Origin of the sequence: Novosphingobium organovorum, from assembly GCF_022832435.1 — a bacterium.
Classification (GTDB): Bacteria; Pseudomonadota; Alphaproteobacteria; order Sphingomonadales; family Sphingomonadaceae; genus Novosphingobium; species Novosphingobium organovorum.
The window spans coordinates 5,213-25,311 of sequence record NZ_JALHLF010000042.1 but is presented as its reverse complement, the minus strand read 5'-3'; the positions used below and the strand labels follow the sequence as shown (position 1 = coordinate 25,311).

Here is a 20,099-nt window from a genome sequence, read left to right as displayed (position 1 = left end):
GGCGGCTCAGGCGCCCAGCGTCGCGGCCTCGCGTGCGGCGGCCTCGATCGCGGCGACGTCGGGCGTGCCCTTGGGCACCATCCACGAGCCGCCAACGCACACCACGCAGTCGAGCGCGAGCCATTCGGGCGCGTTGGCGGGCGTCACGCCGCCGGTCGGGCAGAACCTGGCACCCGCCAGCGGGGCCGAGATCGCCTTGAGCGCAGGGGGGCCGCCAGCGGCCATGGCGGGGAAGAACTTCAGGCGTTCAAAGCCCATGTCCATCGCCAGCATGACGTCGGTGGCGTTCGCGGTGCCCGGCAGCAGAGGCACGTCGGCCTTGAGCGCGGCGTCGCCCAGCGGCGCGGTGAGGCCGGGCGAGACGAGGAATTCGGCGCCCGCATCGATCGCTTTGGCAAGGTCGGTCGGGTTGAGCACGGTGCCAGCGCCAACCACGGCGCCCGGCACCGACTTCATGGCGGTGATGACCTCGAGCGCGCAGGGGGTGCGCAGCGTCACTTCGAGTGCGGGCAGGCCGCCGGCGACGAGCGCTTCGGCGATGGGCACGGCGTGGGCGACATCCTCGATCACCAGGACCGGGATGACCGGGGCGAGGCGCATGACGGCTTCGACGCGCGCGGCGTACTGGGCAGTGGGGGTGGGCATTAGGACAGGTGCTCCCGAACATAGGCGGCGGCCGCGCCGAACAGGCCCGGCTGCGGATGGGTGATGAGCTTGACGGGCAGGCTGGCCATCAGGTTCGCAAAGCGACCCTTGGCGCAGAACTTTTCCGAAAAGCCCGATTTGAGAAGGGTTTCGCGAATGCGGTAGCCAAGCCCGCCGGCGATCACGACGCCGCTGGCGCCTTGCGCGAGGGCGTAGTCGCCCGCCGCCGCGCCGAGCGAGAGGCAGAAGCGGTCGACCGCGGCGTTGGCGAGCGGGTCCTCGCGCGAATCCGAAGTGCCCGCGGTCCAGATCTCGACGTCGCTCTTTTCGATCAGCGCGGTGTGCTGCATCGCGGCCAGCGTCTCGTAGATGTCGACGATGGCGGGCCCGGAGACCACGCGTTCGACCGAGACGCGGTTGTGGCGTTTCCTCAGCCGCGCGAGGATCGCATCGTCGACAAGATCGAGCGGGGCGAAATCGATGTGGCCGCCCTCGGTCGCCTGGACGTGGTAGCCCTTGCCCGGCAGGCGCAGGACATGCGCGACGCCAAGCCCGGTGCCCGGCCCCAGCACGCTGAGCGTGCCGGTTTCGGGCAGCGGCACGTCAGGCCCGGCAAGGTGGACGAACTCGTCCGCCCCCGCGCAGGCGACCGCGTGGCCCACCGCCTCGAAATCGTTGACGATGGTGTGGCTGGTGGCGCCCAGCCGCTCCTCGATCATCGCCGGGCGGATGATCCAGGGGTTGTTGGTGAACTTGATGATATCGCCGCCCACCGGGCCCGCCACCGCGAAGGCCACGGCGCCGGGCAGGGTGCCGCCGTTCATTTCGGCAAAGGCCTGCCAGGCGAGCTGGAAGCTGCCGTGATCCCTGGTGTGCAGTGTCGCCGGTTCACCGAGCGTGATCGCACCGTCGGGCGCGACCGTGGCGATGGCGAAACGGGCGTGGGTTCCGCCGATGTCGACGGACACGAGCTGGGTCATCTCTCTCTCCGATGTCCCGCCGGTCGCCTTTGCGGCGACCGGGGCGGGTCCTTCCAATGTGGCCTGTTCGTTCACGGGGCCTGATCCTCTCTCCAAAGGGCCTCTCTCCAAAGCGGCGTCTGGGCTGCGGGGCGGTCTAGAGCCCCGCCAGCTCGAGCATGGCCGAGCCGCCCTGTTCGGCGCCGCTGGCGCTCAGGCGGAACATCGCGAAGAGTTCGCGGCCCATGCCCATGGCGGGCTTGGGCGCGGGCGCGGGGGTGCGGCCCGAAAGGTCCGCGGTGGTGCTAAGCTGGCCGGTCTCGGCGCACACGCGCACGATGTCGCCGTCCTGCAGGTAGGCGAGCGGGCCCCAGCTGCCGTCGGCGGCGGGGAGCGCCTCGGGCGTGACGTGGATCGCGGCCGGGACCTTGCCCGAAGCGCCCGACATGCGCCCGTCGGTGACCAGCGCCACCTTGTGCCCGCGATCCTGCAGGATGCCGAGCGGCGGGGTGAGCTTGTGCAGTTCGGGCATGCCGTTGGCGCGCGGGCCCTGGAAGCGCACGACGACGACGACGTCCTTGTCGAGCTCGCCCGCCTTGAACGCGGCCGAGACGGCTTCCTGGGTGTCGAACACGCGGGCCGGGGCCTCGATCGTCCAGCGCTCCTTGTCGACCGCGCTGGTCTTGAAGGTCGCGCGGCCAAGGTTGCCTTCGACGAGGCGCATGCCGCCGTCGGGCTGGAAGGCCTCGGGCACGGTGCGCAGCATCGTCTCGTCGCCCGAAACCGCGGGGGCGGGCTTCCAGGTCAGTTCGCCGTCGCTCAGCGTGGGTTCGGTGGCGTAGGCGCGCATCCCGCCTTCGGCGACGGTGAGGATGTCCTCGTGGGCAAGCCCGGCGTCGAGCAGCTCGCGCACCACCCAGGCCATGCCGCCTGCGGCGTGGAAGTGGTTCACGTCGCCCGAACCGTTGGGGTAGACGCGGGTGAGCAGCGGCACGGCCGAGGACAGCTCGGCGAGGTCCTGCCAGTCGATCACGATGCCCGCCGCGCGCGCCATCGCCGGGATGTGGATGGCGTGGTTGGTCGAACCGCCAGTGGCGAGCAGGCCGGCCATCGCGTTGACGATCGCCTTTTCATCGACCACTTCGGCCATCGGGCGGTAGTCGTTGCCCTTCTTGGTCATCGCCGCGGCGCGGTGGGTGGCGGCGCGGGTGAGCGCCTGGCGCAGCGGGGTGTTGGGCGGGATGAAGGCCGCGCCCGGAACGTGCAGGCCCATCATCTCCATCATCATCTGGTTGGAGTTGGCGGTGCCGTAGAAGGTGCAGGTGCCGGCCGAGTGGTAGCTTGCGCTCTCGCTCGCCAGCAGCTCCTCGCGGCCGACCTTGCCTTCGGCGTAGAGCTGGCGGGTCTTCTGCTTTTCCTTGTTCGAGATGCCGGTGGGCATGGGCCCCGAAGGAATGAACACCGCGGGCAGGTGGCCAAAGCGCAGCGCGCCCATGACCAGGCCCGGCACGATCTTGTCGCAGATGCCCAGCAAGGTCACGCCGTCGAACATCGCGTGGCTGAGCGCGATCGCGGTCGAGAGCGCGATGGTGTCGCGGCTGAACAGCGACAGCTCCATCCCGTCGAAGCCTTGCGTCACGCCGTCGCACATCGCGGGAACGCCGCCCGCGACCTGCGCCGTGGCGCCCACTTCGCGCGCGAACAGCTTCATCTGCTCGGGGTAGCGGCCATAGGGCTGGTGGGCGCTGAGCATGTCGTTGAAGGCGGTCACGATGCCGATGTTGATGGTGCCCATCGCGGCGATCGCGCCCTTGTCCTCACCGCTCGCGGCAAAGCCGTGGGCGAGGTTGGAGCAGGACAGGAACGAGCGGTCCGAATGGCGGTCGGCTTCGCTGCGTACCATTTCGAGGTAGCGCGCGCGGCTGTCCTTCGAGCGTTCGATGATGCGGTCGGTAACGCGGTCTACCACGGGGGCGAGATTGGTCATGGGTCGTCTCCTGATCGCGGACGCGCTGCCCCTGTGGCGCAAAGCCGGCAGCGCGTTTCACCCGCGCCTGTCTGTACGTCGTCATTGTCGTTGCGCGGCGGCCCTTGTGGGCCGTCCGGGCCGTGCACGGGCCGGGCGATACGCGCCCGGCCGTGTTCGTGGCCGGGTCTACTCGTGCCAGGTCTTGCCGTCGCGTTCGGCGAGCGCGATCGCGGCAGACGGGCCCCAGCTTCCGGCGGTGTAGGTCTTGGGCTCCTGCTCCTGCTCGTCCCACACGGCGCGGATCGCGTCGATCCACTCCCACTGGGCCTCGACTTCGTCGCGGCGCACGAACAGCGTCTGGTCGCCTTCGATGAGGTCGAGCCAGAGGCGCTCGTAGGCGATGCGCCGCTGCGGCCCGGCAAAGGCGTCGGGCATGGAGATGGCAAGCGGGATCGAGCGCAGGCCGAAGCCCTCGCGGTCGAGACCGGGGGTCTTGGCCATGAGCGAGAGCGTGATGTTCTCGTCGGGCTGGAGCGAGATGACCAGCCGGTTGGGCACGGTCTTGGCGCCGCGCCCCGAGAAGATCGAGTGCGGCACGTTGCGGAACTGGACCACCACTTCCGTCGTGCGCTTGGGCAGGCGCTTGCCGGTGCGCATGTAGAAGGGCACGCCCTGCCAGCGCCAGTTGTCGATGTGCGCCTTGATCGCGACGAAGGTCTCGGTCTTGGAATCCTTGCCGAGCTCTTCATCATAACCGGGCACGGCTTGGCCGCCGATCGCGCCGGCGCGGTACTGGCCGGTCACCGTCTCGTCGGTGGACACGGCGCGCAGCGAGCGCAGCACCTTGACCTTCTCGTCGCGCACGGTGGTCGCCTCGTAGGAGACCGGCGGCTCCATCGCGACGAGCGCGAGGAGCTGGAGCATGTGGTTCTGCACCATGTCGCGCAGCGCGCCCGAATCGTCGTAGTAGCCCACGCGCGATTCCAGCCCCACGGTCTCGGCCACGGTGATCTGCACGTGGTCGATGTGCGCCGCGTTCCACAAGGGCTCGAACATCAGGTTGGCAAAGCGCAGCGCGAGCAGGTTCTGGACGGTTTCCTTGCCCAGGTAATGATCGATGCGGAAAATGCGGTCCTCGGGGAAGGCCGCGGCGACCGCGTCGTTGATGACCTTGCTCGAGGCAAGGTCGACGCCGAGCGGCTTTTCCAGCCCGATGCGCACGTTCTCACCGGCAAGGCCACTCTGCTGGAGGCCGCGGATGGTCGGCTCGAACAGGCTGGGCGCGGTCGACAGGAAGATCGACAGGCCATGGCGCGGGGTGCCCACCTTTTCGGCCAGCGCGGTGAAGCCATCGAGGTCGTTGGCATCGAGGTGCTGGTAGGTCAGCCGGTTGAGGAAGGTCGCCATGCCCCCGCGGCGGTTGGCCGGGAGGAACTGTTCGAGCGATTCGCGCGCGAAGTTGCGGAACTCGAGGTCGGACATCTCCGAACGCGCGGTGCCCACGATCTCGATGCAGGGATCGAGCAGGCCCTCGGCATCGAGCGCGCACAGCGAGGGAAGGAGCATGCGACGCGAAAGATCGCCCGTCGCACCGAACAGGAGGAGCCGATCGGAAGTGAATTTGGTCACGTAAGCCTTTCCACTTGAGGGTCGAGCTCCTCCTCTCGACCATCGTGAATCTTTGAAATGGCCCTTTGGACCACGCAGGCGCAGCATATCAAGGCTCTATTGCAATCGCTAGATTCATGCTCCGTTTTGAACACAGCGCCGAAGAGGGGGGCTTGAGAGGGTCATAATCGTTTTTATTCAATTGGATGTATAGAGTCTTGCGGGCCATTTGCCGGGCTTGCAATGTGCAGTTTTTGCAATATTCCTGTCGCCGGTCCGCGCTAGGCTGGACTTGCCCCCGACGACGAAGCGGCCGATGACGGTGCAAGGCTCCGTCCGCTTCGTCGTCGGGGGCGCTTTACAGGGACCGTGCCGTGGTGGCGTGGTCCGTCGATCGCAAGGGACTCCAGCGCACATGGCCATCGAAGGCGTCGACCTTCTCGAACACCTCCAGACCCCGGCGCTGATCGTCGCGCGCGGGCAGGTGCGGTTCGCCAATTCCTCGGCCAAGGGCCTGCTCGGCGCGCATATCGTCGGGCAGGACGTGCGCATCGCCATCCGCGATCCCAAGGCGGTGGCCGCGATCCTGAGCGAACAGGGGGGCGTGGCGCGGGTCTCGGGGCTGTCGACCGGGGGCAGCGTGTGGGAAGTGGACTGCAAGATCCTGGGCGCCTCGGGCGACCGGCTGGTCAGTCTCTACGACTTGTCCGAGCGGGTGAGCGTGGCCAAGTCGCACGCCGATTTCGTCGCCAACGCCAGCCACGAACTGCGCACCCCGCTGGCCAACGTGGTGGGCTACGTCGAAACCTTGATGAACCCCAAGGCGGGCGGCAACGAGGAGCTGCGCACGCGGTTCCTGGGCACTATCCGCCACGAGGCGCAGCGCATGCAGTCGCTGATCTCGGACCTCATGTCGCTCTCGCGGATCGAGGCGGTCAAGCACGAGGTGCCGTCCGAGAATGTCGATCTCGTCCAGCTCGCGCGCGAGGTCGCGGCCGAATTTCGCGATTCGGCGGCGCTCGATCTCACCACCAACTGCGACAGCGCGGTGATCGCGGGCGACCGGGGGCAGCTGCTCCAGGTGCTGCGCAACCTCATCGACAACGCGCTCAAGTACGGCAAGCCGGGTGGCCCGGTCCACGTCTCGGTCGAGGCCGCGCGCACCGGCTGGGTGCTGGTCATGGTGCGCGACGAGGGTGAGGGGATCGCGCCCGAACACCTGCCCCGCGTGACCGAGCGGTTCTACCGCGCCGACACCAGCCGCAGCCGCGCGGCGGGCGGCACGGGGCTGGGCCTGTCGATCGTCAAGCACATCGTCGAGCGCCACCGCGGGCGATTCGACATCGAGAGCCGCCCCGGATCGGGCGCCACAGCATCCTTGATGTTGCCGCTTCGCGAAAATTGATTTCTCCATCGTTTCCGATGGTTGGATGAAAAGGGCGCCGGAACGCGGGTTCCGGCGCCCTGTTTCGTGGGCCGTTTCTTCGGTGCGCGTCATCAAACTGTCACGCACTCGACATATTTGCGCCGCCCTACCGACACATTACCGTCAGAAAAGGGATCGCCGGTGCGGGGAATTTGGGAACTTTCAGCAGCAGCTCTGGTCTTGGGCCTCGCCGGTGGCGTGCCCGTCGCGGCGTTTGCCGCCGACGCACAGCGCGGCGCGGCGCAGGCCGATGGCCCGACGCGCGAGGAGATGGTCAGCCAGCTTGCCGAGATGCGCGCGCAGATGGCCGCCATGGCGCGGCGAATCGACCAGCTCCAGGCCGAAGTGGCGGGGCACGCGGGCGCTGCCGGGGCAACTCCGGTCGCCGCCACGGCTCCGGCATCGGCCCCCGTCGCGGCTCCGGCTCCGGTCACCGCTTCGGCCAAGGCCGAGACCCCGGTCGTGATCGAATGGAAGGGCGCGCCCAAGTTCGAGACCAGCGACGGCTGGTCGTTCAAGGTCGGCGGGCGCATCAACCTCGACACCGGCTATTCGAGCTCGCCCGCGGTCGGCGCGCCCGATGAGGGCTTCGGCAGCGAAATGCGCCGCCTGCGCCTGCGCGTCGAAGGCACCGTGCCCGGCGGCTTTGGCTACAAGGTGGAGACCGACATCGCCTCCTCCAGCGCCGAGATCACCGACGCCTACCTCAACTACACCGACCATGGCCTCACCATCACCGCGGGCCAGCAGAACAATTTCCAGGGGCTGGAAGAGCTGTCGAGCAGCCTCAACACCTCGTTCATCGAGCGTGCCGCCTTCACCGACGCCTTTGCCTTCGAGCGCCGCGTGGGCCTTTCGGCGGCCTACCACAAGGGTGCGCTGCTGGTGCAGGGCGGGGTGTTCACCGACAACGCCGAGGACCTGCCGGGCAAGAATTACAGCCTCGACACGCGCCTGGTGTTCATGCCCAGGATCGGCAAGACGCAACTGCATTTCGGCGGTTCGTTCCACTACACCGATTTGAACGGCGAGGATGACACCCTGCGCTACCGCCAGCGCCCGTTCGAGCATTTCACCTCGACCCGCTACCTCGACACCGGCACCTTCAGCGCCAGCGCCGAGCGCGGCATTGGCCTCGAAAGCGCGGTCATCGCCGGGCCCTTCCACGCCAGCGCCGAAGGCTACTGGCAAAAGGTCGTGCGTCCGGGCCTCGCTGATCCGACCTTCTTCGGCGGCTCGTTCGAGCTGGGCTATTTCCTCACCAAGGGCGATCACCGTGGCTACAAGAACGGCGTGTTCGACCGCGTCAAGCCGGCCCATCCGGTGGGCGAGGGCGGGATCGGCGCGATCCAGGTGAACCTGCGCTACGATTACCTCGACCTCACCGACGCGGGGATCGTGGGCGGCACCCAGAAGGGCTACGAAGCCTCGCTGATCTGGACCCAGACCGACTACACCCGCCTGATGTTCAACTACGGGCACCTCGATTACACCGACGCCGCCTACGCGACCGCCTCGGGCAGCCGCGCCTACGGGGTCGACGTCTTCGCGGTGCGCGCGCAGCTCGACTTCTGAGGACCCTTTGAGGGCTGGCGGTGTGGCACCGTCGGCCCCCACGCCAGGCGGCGTTCCGCGCGCGCCGCTTGCATCGCCCAAGGGCGGCGTTTACACCGGGGGGCTCCCTGGTGGTCCACGGTCGTGATCGTGGGCGCCGTCTCAAGACGTGCGGAAAATCTGACCGACAACACCGTTTCCAGGCACTGTTTCCAGGCCCCTTTCACCCCACGGCGAAGAATGTCATTCTTTCGTCATGGAAGTGTCATTGAAGGCGCATAGGGGCCTTCGGGTAAGTGCAGACCAAGGGATAATTCCATGCGATCGATCACCACTCTCGTTCTTGCCGCGACTTCGGTGCTCGCGCTCAGCGCCTGCGGCAGCTCGGGCGGCGGCGCGGGCGGCGCGCGCGACTATGTCACCGCGGTCGGCTCCTCGACCGTCTACCCCTTCGCGACCTCGGTCGCCGAGGATTTCGCCCGCTCGACCGGGTCCAAGTCGCCGGTGATCGAATCGACCGGCACGGGCGCGGGCATGGAGCTGTTCTGCGCGGGCGTCGGCTTTGATTTCCCCGACGTCGAGGACGCCTCGCGCCGCATGAAGAAGTCCGAGTTCGACAAGTGCGAGGCCAACGGCGTCAAGGGCATCATGGAAATCCAGGTCGGCATCGACGGGATCGCCTTTGCCGAGGCCAAGAAGGGGCCGGGCATGCAGCTCACCCCGACCGACCTCTACAAGGCGCTCGCCGCCAACCCCTTCGGCCAGCCCAACAAGGCGCAGACCTGGAAGGACGTGAACCCGGCGCTGCCCGACATGCCGATCCTCGTCTACGGCCCGCCCTCGACCTCGGGCACGCGCGACGCGCTCAAGGAGCTGATCCTCGAGGCCGGCTGCCTCAGCGATCCGGCGATGAAGGCGCTCAAGGACAGCGACAAGGAAAAGTTCGAGGCGACCTGCCACCAGATCCGCGAGGACGGCCCCTATGTCGATGCGGGTGAGAACGACAACCTGATCGTCCAGAAGCTGTCGCAGAACCCCAAGGCGATCGGCATCTTCGGTTTCTCCTACCTCGAAGAGAACGCCGACGTGCTGAACGGCGTGCCGCTCTCGGGCGTGAAGCCGACCTATGAGAGCATTTCCAACTTCTCCTACCCCGGTGCGCGCCCGCTCTACATCTACGTCAAGAAGCAGCACCTTGCGCCGGTCAAGGGCCTCAAGGCCTATATCGACGCCTGGCCCAAGGCCTGGGGCCCGGACGGCATCCTCAAGAAGAAGGGCATGGTCATCTCGCCCGACGACGTGCGCGCCAAGAGCGCCAAGATCATCGCCGAAGGCACCGTGCTCGACCCGAGCGTGCTGAAGTAAACACCGCCAAGGGCCGGGCCCCGTCCCCTCGAACGGGCGGATGGGGCCAGGCGTAACGACCAAAGGCTGGGGCGGTCGATCCGGGGCAACCGGATCGCGAAGACCGCTCCGGACACAACGAAGGACCGGGCATCACGCCATGATCTTGACGGGTATTCTCCTGGCGGTGCTGGGCCTCGGCCTCATCGGCTGGTTCGTGGGGCGGGGGCGTGCGCGCCTGCTCTACCACGGGCGCGGCTCGATGCATTCGATGCCGCCCTACCACGGCTGGCATGTCGCCTTGTGGATCGTGGTTCCCGCGCTGCTGGTCTGGGCCGCCTGGTCGGCGATCCAGCCCGGCCTCGTCGAAGGCGCGCTGATGGCCGATCCGGTCGCCGCCGCGCTGCCGGCCGACACCATGCACCGCAGCGCGATCCTGGCCGAAGCGCATGTCCTTGCCAGCGATCCGGGCGCCTCGGTGTTTGATACTGAGGCGCAGGAACTCGCCGTGCCGCTGCGCGCGCTGCAGGTGCGTTTCGGGGTCATCGGCGCGCTTCTCGTCGCGATCGTCGCCTTTGCCGGCGGGGCCTACGCGCTGACCCGCGTCAAGGCCCGCTTCGAGGCGCGCACGCAGGTCGAGCGCGCGGTGATGGGCGTGCTGCTGTTCGCCTCGCTGGTGGCCATCCTGACCACCTTCGGGATCGTCGCCTCGCTGGTGTTCGAGGCGGGTGTGTTCTTCCGCCAGGTCTCGCCGATCGCTTTCCTCACCGGCACCCACTGGTCGCCGGGCAACGCCATCGGCACCGACATCGACGGCAATTTCGGCGCGGTGCCGCTGTTCTGGGGCACGATCTACATCGGCGCGATCATCGCCATGCTGGTCGCCATCCCGCTTGGCCTGATGAGCGCGATCTACCTCACGCAGTACGCCTCGCGTTCGTTGCGCAAGTGGCTCAAGCCGATCCTCGAGATCCTCGCGGGGATACCGACCGTGGTCTACGGCTACTTCGCCGCGCTCACCGTCGCGCCGCTGGTGCGCAACTTCGCCGCCACGCTCGGCATGGAGAACCCCTCGACCGAGAGCGCGCTGGCCGCAGGGCTCGTGATGGGCGTGATGATCATTCCCTTCGTCTCCTCGATGGCCGACGACGCGCTCGCCGCGGTGCCGCGTTCGATGAGCGACGGGTCGCTGGCGCTCGGCGCGACGCGCTCGGAAACGATCAAGAAGGTGCTGCTTCCGGCCGCGCTGCCCGGCATCGTGGCGGGCGTGATGCTGGCGATCAGCCGCGCTATCGGCGAGACGATGATCGTGGTTATGGCCGCGGGCGCCGCCGCGCGGCTTTCGGCCAACCCCTTCGCCTCGATGACCACGGTCACCTTCCAGATCGTCCAGATGCTGACCGGCGACCAGGAGTTCAACAGCCCCAAGACCCTCTCGGCCTTCGCGCTGGGGCTGATCCTGTTCCTCGTCACGCTCGTCCTCAACATCATCGCGCTGCGCGTGGTGAAGCGCTTCCGGGAAGCTTATGAGTAATCCGCACTGGCAATCGGCGGCCGCGCAAAAGCGCATCGCCAAGCGCAACGCGGCCGAGCGCCGCTTCAAGGCGATCGGCCTTGGCGCGATCGTTCTCTCGCTCGCGTTCCTCGCGCTGCTGCTCGTCATCATGCTCAAGAACGGCCTGGGCGGGCTCGACTGGTCGTTCCTGACCGGCTCGGATTCGACCGACGCGGACATCGCGGGCGTGTGGGGGGCGACCAAGGGTTCGCTGCTCACGATGTTCGTGACGCTCGTGCTGGCCTTTCCGCTGGGCGTGCTGGCGGCGATCTATCTGGAGGAATTCGCCCCGCGCAACCGCTGGATCGATCTTGTCGAAGTCTCGATCAACAACCTCGCCGCGGTGCCCTCGATCATCTTCGGCCTGCTCGGGCTGGCGGTCTTCGTCAACACCGCGCACCTGCCGCGCTCCTCGCCGGTGGTCGGCGGGCTGACGCTGGCGCTGATGACGATGCCGGTCATCGTCATTTCGGGGCGCAACGCGATCAAGGCGGTTCCGCCCTCGATCCGCGAGGCCGCCTACGGCATCGGCGCGAGCAAGGTGCAGACCACCTTCCACCACGTGCTGCCGCTGGCGCTGCCGGGTATCCTGACCGGCACGATCATCGGCATGGCCCGCGCGCTGGGCGAGACCGCGCCGCTGCTGATGATCGGCATGCGCGCCTTCGTCGCCACTCCGCCGGGCGGCATCACCGACCCTTCGAGCGTGCTTCCGATGCAGATTTTCCTGTGGTCGGACGAGATCGACAAGGGCTTTGTCCAGAACACTTCGGCCGCCATCATCGTCCTCCTGCTCTTCCTGCTGGCGATGAACGGCCTTGCGATATACCTTCGAAACAAGTTCGAGGTCCGCTGGTAGGAATATGACCGAACCCAAACTCACAGCCCGCAACGTCGACGTCTACTACGGCGAGAAGAAGGCGATCGACAACGTCTCGATCGCCATCGACAACGGCATCGTCACCGCCTTCATCGGCCCTTCGGGCTGTGGCAAGTCGACTTTCCTGCGCTCCTTGAACCGCATGAACGACACCATCGCGGGCGCGCGCGTGACGGGCGAGATCCTGCTCGACGGGGAGGACATCTACGGGCCCGACATGGACCCCGTGGCGCTGCGCGCGCGCGTTGGCATGGTGTTCCAGAAGCCCAACCCGTTCCCCAAGTCGATCTACGAAAACATCGCCTATGGCCCGCGCATCCACGGGCTCGCCCAGGGCAAGGCGCAGATGGACGAGATCGTCGAGAGCTCGCTCGTCAAGGCGGGGCTGTGGGACGAGGTGAAGGATCGCCTGTCCGATCCGGGCACCGCGCTTTCGGGCGGCCAGCAGCAGCGCCTGTGCATCGCGCGCGCGATCGCGGTCAGCCCCGAGGTCATCCTGATGGACGAGCCGTGCTCCGCGCTCGACCCGATCGCCACCGCGCGCATCGAGGAACTGATCGACGAGCTGAAGAACACCTACGCCATCGTCATCGTCACGCACTCGATGCAGCAGGCCGCGCGCGTGTCGCAGCGCACCGCCTTCTTCCACCTCGGGCACCTGGTGGAATACGGCGAGACCAGCCAGCTGTTCACGACCCCGCGCGAGGATCGCACCAAGGACTACATTACCGGCCGCTACGGCTGAGCATTTTTGCGTCCCGCGCGCCCCACGGGAAAAGGGGCGGCGGGCAGACAGGGACATTCGTATGGTTGATCATACCGTCAAGGCTTTCGATTCCGAGATCGGCCAGCTGCGCGGCCTCGTCGCCGAAATGGGCGGGCTCGCCGAAGTGGCGATCCGCGATGCGATCAAGGCGCTGACCCAGCACGACGACGAGCTGGCCGCCGAAGTGGTCGCCAACGACGCGCGGCTCGACGCGCTCGAGGCCGAAGTGGACCGGCTCGCGGTGCGCACCATTGCGCTGAGGGCCCCCATGGCCGACGACCTGCGCGACGTGATCGCCGCGCTCAAGATCTCGGGCGTGATCGAGCGTATCGGCGACTACGCCAAGAACATCGCCAAGCGGGTCGATTCGCTCGACCACACCTCGAAGATCGAACCGGTGACGCTGGTGCCGACCATGGCCGAGATCGCCGAGGGTATGGTGCGCGACGTGCTCAACGCCTACGGCTCGCGCGATGCGCAGCTCGCGGTCGAGGTCATCCGCCGCGACGCCAAGCTCGACCATTTCTACAACACGCTGTTCCGCTCGCTGCTCACGCACATGATGGAAAACCCCTCGACGATCACGGTCGCGGCGCAGATGCTGTTCATCGCGCGCAACCTCGAACGTATCGGGGACCACGCCACCAATGTCGCCGAGATGGTCTATTACGCGGCCACCGGCGAATACTGCACCGAACGCGACAGCCAGACCGACGATACCGGCAACTTCGCCTGATCGATCGCTCCAACCCTGTGACCGGGAGCCTGCGATGAACCCTTCCGTGCTTGTCGTCGAAGACGACGTCGCCTTGTGCGAACTGCTCACCTGGAACCTTTCGGCCGAAGGCTATGACGTGCGCAGCACGGGCGACGGCGAAGAGGCGCTGCTGATGGTGCGCGAACAGGCGCCCGATGCCATCGTGCTCGACTGGATGATCGAGCAGATCCCCGGCATCGAGGTCTGCCGCCAGCTGCGCAAGGACAAGGAGACCGCGCAGATCCCGGTCATCATGGTCACCGCGCGCGGCGAGGAAGAGGACATGATCCGTGGCCTCAAGACCGGCGCGGACGATTATGTCACCAAGCCCTTCTCCCCGCGCGAGCTGATGGCGCGGATCGAGGCGCTGCTGCGCCGCTCGCGCCCCAGCCTTGCGGGCAGCGTGTTGCAGTGGGGCGACATCGAACTGGACGCCACCAGCCACCGCGTGCGCCGTGGCGGCGAGCCGCTGCACCTTGGCCCGACCGAGTTTCGCCTGCTGCGCTACTTCATGGAACGCCCCAACCGCGTCGTCTCGCGCCAGCAGATCCTCGATGGCGTCTGGGGCATGGACTCCGACATCGACGAGCGCACCGTGGACGTCCATATCCGCCGTCTCAGGAAGGCCATCAACCGCGACGGCGACACCGACCCGATCCGCACCGTGCGCGCGGCGGGCTATGCGATGGACGTGAACTGAGGGCGTTGCGGCGCTTTCCTTCACCGGCCGCCCGAAACTCCCCTCCCGCTAGCGGGAGGGGGCGGGGGGGCAAATTCTGGGGGTGGGCATGTCAGACGTGCCGTCCGGCGAACCCTCACGCCGCCGCGCTCGCCACATCCTCCTGCGCGGCCTTCACCGCCGCCGTGATCGCGGCGAGGAACTGGTCGGTGGCGCGCTCCCACGAATAGAGATCGCCCAGCGCGGCCGCATCCTCGCGCGCGATGGCCAGCGCTCCTTCGATGGCGGCCTCCAGATCGGCGTCGATCGCGCCCGCCGGGCAGACCACCTTGAGATCCACCCCGCGCCCGTCTTCGCCCAGGATGTCGATCGGGCCGGTGACCGGGTAGGCGGCGACCGGAACCCCGCAGGCCAGCGCCTCGATCACGACGAGACCGAACGTGTCGGTCCGGCTCGGAAACACGAAGCAGTCCGCCGCGCGGTAGGCGCTCGCCAGCTCTTCCCCGCGCATCGCGCCGAGGAAATGCACCTCGGGGTAGCGGCGCTTCAGGCTCTCGAGCGCGGGGCCATCGCCCACCACCACTTTCGAGCCGGGAACGCGCGCCTCGAGGAAGGCCTCGAGGTTCTTTTCGGGCGCGACGCGGCCGACGTTGAGCAGCACCGGGCCGGGCAGGGCGGTCAGCGCCGGGTGGCGCGGGCCGTGCGGCTTGAACAGGTCGTGGTCGATGCCCCGGCTCCAGGGCAGCGTATGGGTGATGCCCCGGCGCGCCAGTTCGCCTGCGAGGCTGCGGGTGGAGACCAGCACCGCGCTCGACTGCGCGTGGAAGCGCTGCATGATCGGCCAGAAGCGTTCCGCGCTGATCCCGGTGCGCACCGCGGCGTATTCGGGAAAGCGGGTGTGAAAGGCGCTGGTGAAGGGCACCGAGCGCGACAGGCACCAGCCGCGCGCGGCCCAGCCGATCGGGCCTTCGGTGGCGATGTGGACCAGCTGCGGCGCGGCCCGGTCGAGCATCCGGCGCACCCCGAAGCGCGGCGCCATGGCCAGGCGGATTTCGGAGTAACCGGGCATCGGTACGGTGAGGAACCTGTCGGGCGTCACCGTTTCGACGCTGTGCCCGCGCCGCACCAGTTCCTCGAGCGTCGCGCTCAGCGAACGCACGACGCCGTTGACCTGCGGCAGCCAGGCGTCGGTCGCCAGCGCAATCCTCATGCCATGGCCCCGGCGGGGCGGATACCGGCGGGGGCGGGCAGGGGCGTTCCCACCGGGGCGTTTTCGGGCGCGGTCTCGTCGCCCGGCGCGCTGCGCCCGCCGGTCTCGGCCACCCAGTCGACGATCGCGATGTGGCCGTGCAGGTCCTCCACCAGCGCGGTGCAGCTCTCCACCCAGTCGCCGTCGTTGTAGTAGGTGATGCCGCCGAATGTGCGGATTTCGGCGCAGTGGATGTGGCCGCAGACCACCCCGTCGAAGCCGCGCGCGGTGGCCTCGGCGGCGACCGCTTCCTCGAACGAACAGATATAGGCGACCGCGTTCTTGACCCGCTTCTTCATGTAGGCCGACAGTGACCAGTAAGGCATCCGCAGCCGCCGGCGCACCGCGTTGAACACGATGTTGGCGCGCAGCAGCAGCCCGTAGGCCTGATCGCCCAGGTACGCGAGCCACTTGTGGTAAAGCACCACGCCATCGTAGGCATCGCCGTGGGTGACCAGCAGGCGGCGCCCGTCCTTCGTTTCGTGGACCGCCTCCATCACCAGTTCGACCCCGCCGAAAGTCAGCCCGGCATAATCGCGCAGCATCTCGTCGTGGTTGCCCGCGATGAACACCACGCGCGTGCCGCGATGCGCCATCTTGAGGATGCGGCGGATCACTTCGTTGTGCGCGTCGGGCCAGTACCAGTTCTTGCGCAGCCGCCAGCCGTCGACGATGTCGCCCACCAGGTAGAGCGTCCTGCATTCGACCGAGCGCAGGAAATCGACCAGCATGTCCGCGTTGCAGCCGCGCGTGCCCAGGTGCACGTCGGAAATCCAGATGGTTTCGTACTTGCGCTTGGGGCGAAAGCCCTTGGGGTCGGGCAGGTCGAGCCATTCGGGGATCGATCCGGTCGGTCCCGCCAGCGATCGGGCGACCTGCGCGAAGTGTGCGTTTGCGTCCTTGGCCATGTCACGGTGTCCCCGGTTGGTTGAAAGCGCGTTGTCTCTCCCTGCCACGAGGCGATGGCGTGGCGGTGACGGTTGCCGGTCAGTTCTGTGACAGTGGCGCGCGTCGATAAGGCCCGTGCGGGGTCGTGAAAGCGCGCTTGCGGGGCTGCGCGGCGACATTTGTGCGCCGGGTCACCCGATTGTCACCCCTCCGTCATATTGCCATTGCAGATAGCCGCCCTATCCAGGTGGAAAGGGGGCCATGCGGCGCATCGATATCTTGTTGGCCAGCGAACTTTCCGGTGGCTACGCGGCGTTCCGGCACGACGAATTCGACGTCGTGCTGCACCGCTGGAGCGATTTTGGCGAGCTGCCCCTGATCGAAGGGGCGCTGTGGGTGTTCATCGACTGGGTCCTGCCCGAAATGTCGGGGCTCGAGCTGTGCCGGCGGCTGCGCGCCGACGCGCTGACCGCGCACGCGCACGTGACCATGGTGCTCGAGGAAGACACGCTCGAGGACCGCAAGCGCGCGCTGCGCACGGGCGCGGACGATTACATGGTTGGCCCGCTCAACCGCACGATGCTGCTCGACCGGGTGCTCGGCGCCAGCGTGGGCGAGCCCGAGAGCGTGGGCCTGCGCACCGTGGCGCAGGGCGAACTGACGGTGGACGTCGCCGCGTTCCAGGCGCGCTGGCAGGGCAAGCCGATTGCGCTGATGCCCAACGAACTGCGCCTCCTGCGCTATTTCATCGAGCATCCCGGCCGGGTGTTCACCCGCGCGCAGCTCATCGCCGCGCTCGGCAAGCAGGAACCGCCGGTGGACGAACGCACGGTCGACGTGTGGATCGGCCGTCTGCGCCGTGCGCTCAAGAGCGCGGGTGCGGGCAACCCGCTGCGCACCGTGCGCTCGCTCGGCTACGTCTTCGACGCGGCCTGAGCGTTCACGCGGCCTCCGCGTATCGGGTCGCGTCTTCGTCGTCTTCCCCGTCATTGGCGGCGCTGCTACGTGCCCTTTGCCGACTGCGCGCGCGCGGTGCGGTACGACGCGGACGCCGTGGGTTGCGGTCGGTAAGGGCGCCACGCCCGAGCGTGCGCAGCGGGCTGGCCGCGAGCACTAGCGCGAGCGCAGACAACGCCTCGAGCGCAGTCGCGACATCAGCCAGAGCGAACCAGGAGGCCAGGTCCGGGGCGCCCATCGCGAGCGCGCCGATCCCGTCGTGTCCGCCCCACCAGCCGATCAGCCCGATGAACACCAGAAGAAGGGCGGTGGCCATGACGTGGCCGGGGCGGATGGCGCAAAGCCGAGTTGCCATCGGGACGATCAGCCGCGCGTGCAGCCAGCATGCGATCGGGGTCTCGCGTGCGAGAGTCAGGGTGGCGATCAAGGAGATGCCCAGGGCGATTAGAATGTCCATAGGGAGTATGGTGGGGCTGTCGTCCGGGTGGTGCAAGTGGTTTGGGAGCATCGGTGGGCGTCTTTCGTCGGGTGCGGACGGACGCTGGTCGATCCCGCCTCGCCAGCCTTGGAACTGGGCGCCTGTGTACAGCGGTCGATTTGGACCAGGAGGGTAGGTGTGCATGGGGCTGGCCGGGAAATGGACGCATGGACTGATGAGCGCTGCGGCCGGGCTCCTGGGGCTTTCAACGGCGCTCGCGGCATCGGCGCAGGACTACCGGCCCCCCTTCGATCCGTCCGCGCACAAGGGCCCTACCGTGGGGACGCCCAACCGCGTTCTGGTGCTGGGCATGGCGCATCTTTCGGGACTGCCCGAGGACGTGGCGCTGGGGCCCGCGCTCGAGCCCTTGCTGGCCCGGCTGGCGGCGTGGAAGCCCGAGGCGATCGTCACCGAGGATGTCTCGGGGCTGCAGTGCGACGCGCTGCGCCGTAATCCGGCGCGCTATGCCGAGACGGTGAGGACCTATTGCTGGGACCCGGCCGAGGCGGGCGCCGCGCTCGGGCTCGACGTTCCCGCCGCGAACGCCGAGGCGGAACGCACGCTGGCGCACTGGCCCGCGGTGGTGCAGGCGGCAGAGCGACGCCGTCTGGTCGCGCTATTCCTCGCTGCGGGCGAGCGGGGATCGGCGCTGGTCCAGTGGCTGCGTCTTTCCCCGGCAGAACGGCGCGCGGGCGATGGCCTGACGGCGCCGCTGGCCGCATACCTGCGCGCGTTCGCGGCGCGGCGCAATGAGACCACGCAGCTGTCCGCCGTGCTCGCCGCGCGGCTGGGGCTCGAGAGGATCTGGAGCGTCGACGATCACAGCGCCGACACCCCCGATCCGGCGGATCCGGCCGAGCTAAAGGCCTATGGTGCCGCGATCGAGGCGGCCTGGGACAATCCGGCGACCCGAGCCAGGCAGGCGCAAGGCGCGCGCTACGAGAAGGCATTGAGCGCGCCGGGCGGCTTGCTCGCGTACATTCGGGCGCTCAACGATCCGGCGCAAGGGGACGTGGTTTTCCGCTCGGATTTCGGCGCCGCGCTCGCCGAACCTTCGCCCCAGCGTTTCGGGCGGCAGTACCTGGGCTACTGGGAGACACGCAACTTGCGCATGGTTGCCAACATTCGCGAGATTCTGGAGTACCGCCCCGGCACGCGGCTGCTGGCGGTGGTCGGCGCCTCGCATAAGCCCTATTACGAGGCCTATCTGAACCAGATGCACGACGTCCGGCTGGTCGATGCGCAAAAGGTGCTGCGCTAGAGCAGGTTCCAGTGAGGCAGGATCACCGGACGATTCCGAAAACAGCACAGCGCACGTTCCTCTGGGCCGGTCGCTCCGATGCGATCGGATCGACCGGCCCAGAGGAACCTCGCGCACGCAGGCCGTGTGCGGGGCATGGGCCTTTGCGGACCGCTGCCAACGGTGTCAGAGCAGGCCGGCGGTCTGCGCCAGCAGCCACACGCCGATGGCCAGAAACAGGAGCGCGGCGGTGATGTGGACCGCGCGCATCGGGATGCGGCGGATCAGCGCGTTGCCCGCGAAGACCACCGGACCGTTGGCGAGCATCATGCCCAGCGTCGTGCCCAGCATGACCGGCACCACCGCCTGGAAACGCGCGCCCAGCGCCACCGTGGCGATCTGCGTCTTGTCGCCCATCTCGACCAGGAAGAAGGCGATCAGCGTGGTCAGGAACGGGCCGAAGCGGCCGGGCTTGGGCTCGTCGTCTTCCTCGAACTTGTCGGGGATCAGCGTCCAGAAGCCCATCGCGATGAAGCTGGCGGCGACGAGGTAGCGGAACCATTCGCCTTGCAGGAAGGCGGCGGCCTGTTCGCCCACGAGCGCGGCGAGGAAGTGGTTGGCAAGGGTGGCGGCGAAAATGCCCGCGACCACCGGCCAGGGTTTCTTGAAACGGGTGGCGAGCACGATTGCGAGCAGCTGCGTCTTGTCACCGATTTCGGCGAGCGCGACCACCGAGGTCGAGGTGAGAAAGGCTTCCAAGCTGGGTCTCCGGGGCCGGGCGGGTCATCAGAACGCAACGACGCCCGCATCCCCCGCCCGGCCGAGCGGGGAGACAGGCGTCATTGGTCTTGCCCGGTCGCGGTCCGGCGCGGGGCCGGACGGTGAACTCCTGTGCGCCATGGTCTCTCGACCAAGTGTGTTGACGACAGGGCCTGCCTGCGCGCGGATGTCCGGGTGGACCGGATGACGCGGCGGGGCAGGTGGCTACTCCCCAAGGGACGAGACGCGCCCTTAGCGCGGGTTTGCGCCGCCTGCAAGGCTTTGCCTGCACGTCCTGGCCTGCAAGGTGGGGCACGCAAAAGGCCCGGCCGCTCGCAAGCGAGCGGCCGGGCCCATGGTGCGCGCGGCAAGGGGTGCGCGCGGAT

Annotated in this window: 18 protein-coding genes; 10 read left to right on the top strand and 8 right to left on the bottom strand. The window is 68.0% G+C overall.

The window, feature by feature from the left end; all coding sequences use genetic code 11:
• Positions 1 to 6: 6 nt before the first annotated feature.
• From eda to zwf, 4 genes are all read right to left on the bottom strand, one after another.
• On the bottom strand, positions 7 to 645 hold the full coding sequence (gene eda / locus MTR62_RS11735) for a bifunctional 4-hydroxy-2-oxoglutarate aldolase/2-dehydro-3-deoxy-phosphogluconate aldolase (protein ID WP_244021088.1): 639 nt from the start codon (positions 643 to 645) through the stop codon (positions 7 to 9).
• Complete coding sequence (locus MTR62_RS11730; RefSeq protein WP_244021086.1) at positions 645 to 1,625, bottom strand: glucokinase; 981 nt, start codon at positions 1,623 to 1,625, stop codon at positions 645 to 647. Before MTR62_RS11730 ends, eda begins: the two co-directional genes overlap by 1 nt.
• 136 nt (positions 1,626 to 1,761) lie before the next feature.
• Complete coding sequence (gene edd / locus MTR62_RS11725) at positions 1,762 to 3,591, bottom strand: phosphogluconate dehydratase (RefSeq protein WP_244021084.1); 1,830 nt, start codon at positions 3,589 to 3,591, stop codon at positions 1,762 to 1,764.
• A 168-nt stretch (positions 3,592 to 3,759) separates the two neighbouring features.
• The gene (gene zwf, locus MTR62_RS11720) at positions 3,760 to 5,202 is read right to left on the bottom strand and encodes a glucose-6-phosphate dehydrogenase (RefSeq protein WP_244021082.1); all 1,443 of its coding nucleotides are present in this window, start codon (positions 5,200 to 5,202) and stop codon (positions 3,760 to 3,762) included.
• Between the two features lie 394 nt (positions 5,203 to 5,596).
• Between zwf and MTR62_RS11715 the strand changes: the two genes are divergently transcribed.
• From MTR62_RS11715 to phoB, 8 genes are all read left to right on the top strand, one after another.
• The gene (locus tag MTR62_RS11715) at positions 5,597 to 6,586 is read left to right on the top strand and encodes a sensor histidine kinase (RefSeq protein WP_244021080.1); all 990 of its coding nucleotides are present in this window, start codon (positions 5,597 to 5,599) and stop codon (positions 6,584 to 6,586) included.
• A 201-nt stretch (positions 6,587 to 6,787) separates the two neighbouring features.
• On the top strand, positions 6,788 to 8,182 hold the full coding sequence (locus MTR62_RS11710; protein ID WP_244021078.1) for an OprO/OprP family phosphate-selective porin: 1,395 nt from the start codon (positions 6,788 to 6,790) through the stop codon (positions 8,180 to 8,182).
• Between the two features lie 297 nt (positions 8,183 to 8,479).
• The gene (locus tag MTR62_RS11705) at positions 8,480 to 9,526 is read left to right on the top strand and encodes a substrate-binding domain-containing protein (protein ID WP_244021076.1); all 1,047 of its coding nucleotides are present in this window, start codon (positions 8,480 to 8,482) and stop codon (positions 9,524 to 9,526) included.
• A gap of 139 nt (positions 9,527 to 9,665) precedes the next feature.
• Positions 9,666 to 11,039, top strand: coding sequence for a phosphate ABC transporter permease subunit PstC (pstC, locus tag MTR62_RS11700; protein ID WP_244021073.1), 1,374 nt, complete (start codon positions 9,666 to 9,668; stop codon positions 11,037 to 11,039).
• Positions 11,032 to 11,919, top strand: coding sequence for a phosphate ABC transporter permease PstA (pstA, locus tag MTR62_RS11695; protein WP_244021071.1), 888 nt, complete (start codon positions 11,032 to 11,034; stop codon positions 11,917 to 11,919). Before pstC ends, pstA begins: the two co-directional genes overlap by 8 nt.
• Before the next feature lie 4 nt (positions 11,920 to 11,923).
• Positions 11,924 to 12,685, top strand: a complete 762-nt coding sequence (pstB, locus tag MTR62_RS11690; RefSeq protein ID WP_244021067.1) for a phosphate ABC transporter ATP-binding protein PstB — start codon at positions 11,924 to 11,926, stop codon at positions 12,683 to 12,685.
• Between the two features lie 61 nt (positions 12,686 to 12,746).
• Complete coding sequence (gene phoU / locus MTR62_RS11685; RefSeq protein ID WP_244021061.1) at positions 12,747 to 13,442, top strand: phosphate signaling complex protein PhoU; 696 nt, start codon at positions 12,747 to 12,749, stop codon at positions 13,440 to 13,442.
• Between the two features lie 34 nt (positions 13,443 to 13,476).
• Positions 13,477 to 14,163, top strand: coding sequence for a phosphate regulon transcriptional regulator PhoB (phoB, locus tag MTR62_RS11680; protein ID WP_244021059.1), 687 nt, complete (start codon positions 13,477 to 13,479; stop codon positions 14,161 to 14,163).
• 115 nt (positions 14,164 to 14,278) lie between these two features.
• Here the strand turns inward: phoB and MTR62_RS11675 are convergent, their stop codons facing one another.
• Together MTR62_RS11675 and MTR62_RS11670 are read right to left on the bottom strand one after the other, a co-directional pair.
• Positions 14,279 to 15,352 (bottom strand): glycosyltransferase family 4 protein, encoded by a 1,074-nt coding sequence (locus MTR62_RS11675; protein ID WP_244021053.1) that lies wholly within the window; start codon positions 15,350 to 15,352, stop codon positions 14,279 to 14,281.
• Positions 15,349 to 16,299 carry a UDP-2,3-diacylglucosamine diphosphatase gene (locus MTR62_RS11670; RefSeq protein WP_244021051.1) on the bottom strand — a complete coding sequence of 317 codons (951 nt, stop codon included), beginning with the start codon at positions 16,297 to 16,299 and terminating at the stop codon, positions 15,349 to 15,351. The genes MTR62_RS11675 and MTR62_RS11670 overlap by 4 nt, the downstream gene beginning before the upstream one ends.
• Before the next feature lie 241 nt (positions 16,300 to 16,540).
• Here MTR62_RS11670 and MTR62_RS11665 point away from each other — a divergent pair, with 241 nt between their 5' ends.
• Complete coding sequence (locus MTR62_RS11665; RefSeq protein ID WP_244021049.1) at positions 16,541 to 17,215, top strand: response regulator transcription factor; 675 nt, start codon at positions 16,541 to 16,543, stop codon at positions 17,213 to 17,215.
• Between the two features lie 4 nt (positions 17,216 to 17,219).
• Here MTR62_RS11665 and MTR62_RS11660 read toward each other — a convergent pair whose 3' ends face one another.
• A complete protein-coding gene (locus MTR62_RS11660; RefSeq protein ID WP_244021047.1) occupies positions 17,220 to 17,693 on the bottom strand; it encodes a hypothetical protein in 474 nt (157 codons plus the stop codon).
• Positions 17,694 to 17,889: 196 nt separating this feature from the next.
• Here MTR62_RS11660 and MTR62_RS11655 point away from each other — a divergent pair, with 196 nt between their 5' ends.
• Positions 17,890 to 18,975: a DUF5694 domain-containing protein gene (locus MTR62_RS11655; protein WP_244021044.1), complete on the top strand. Its 1,086-nt coding sequence runs from the start codon at positions 17,890 to 17,892 to the stop codon at positions 18,973 to 18,975.
• Between the two features lie 165 nt (positions 18,976 to 19,140).
• On the opposite strand, the gene MTR62_RS11650 is transcribed toward MTR62_RS11655, so the two are convergent.
• Positions 19,141 to 19,713: a TMEM165/GDT1 family protein gene (locus tag MTR62_RS11650; protein ID WP_244021042.1), complete on the bottom strand. Its 573-nt coding sequence runs from the start codon at positions 19,711 to 19,713 to the stop codon at positions 19,141 to 19,143.
• Between the last annotated feature and the right edge of the window lie 386 nt (positions 19,714 to 20,099).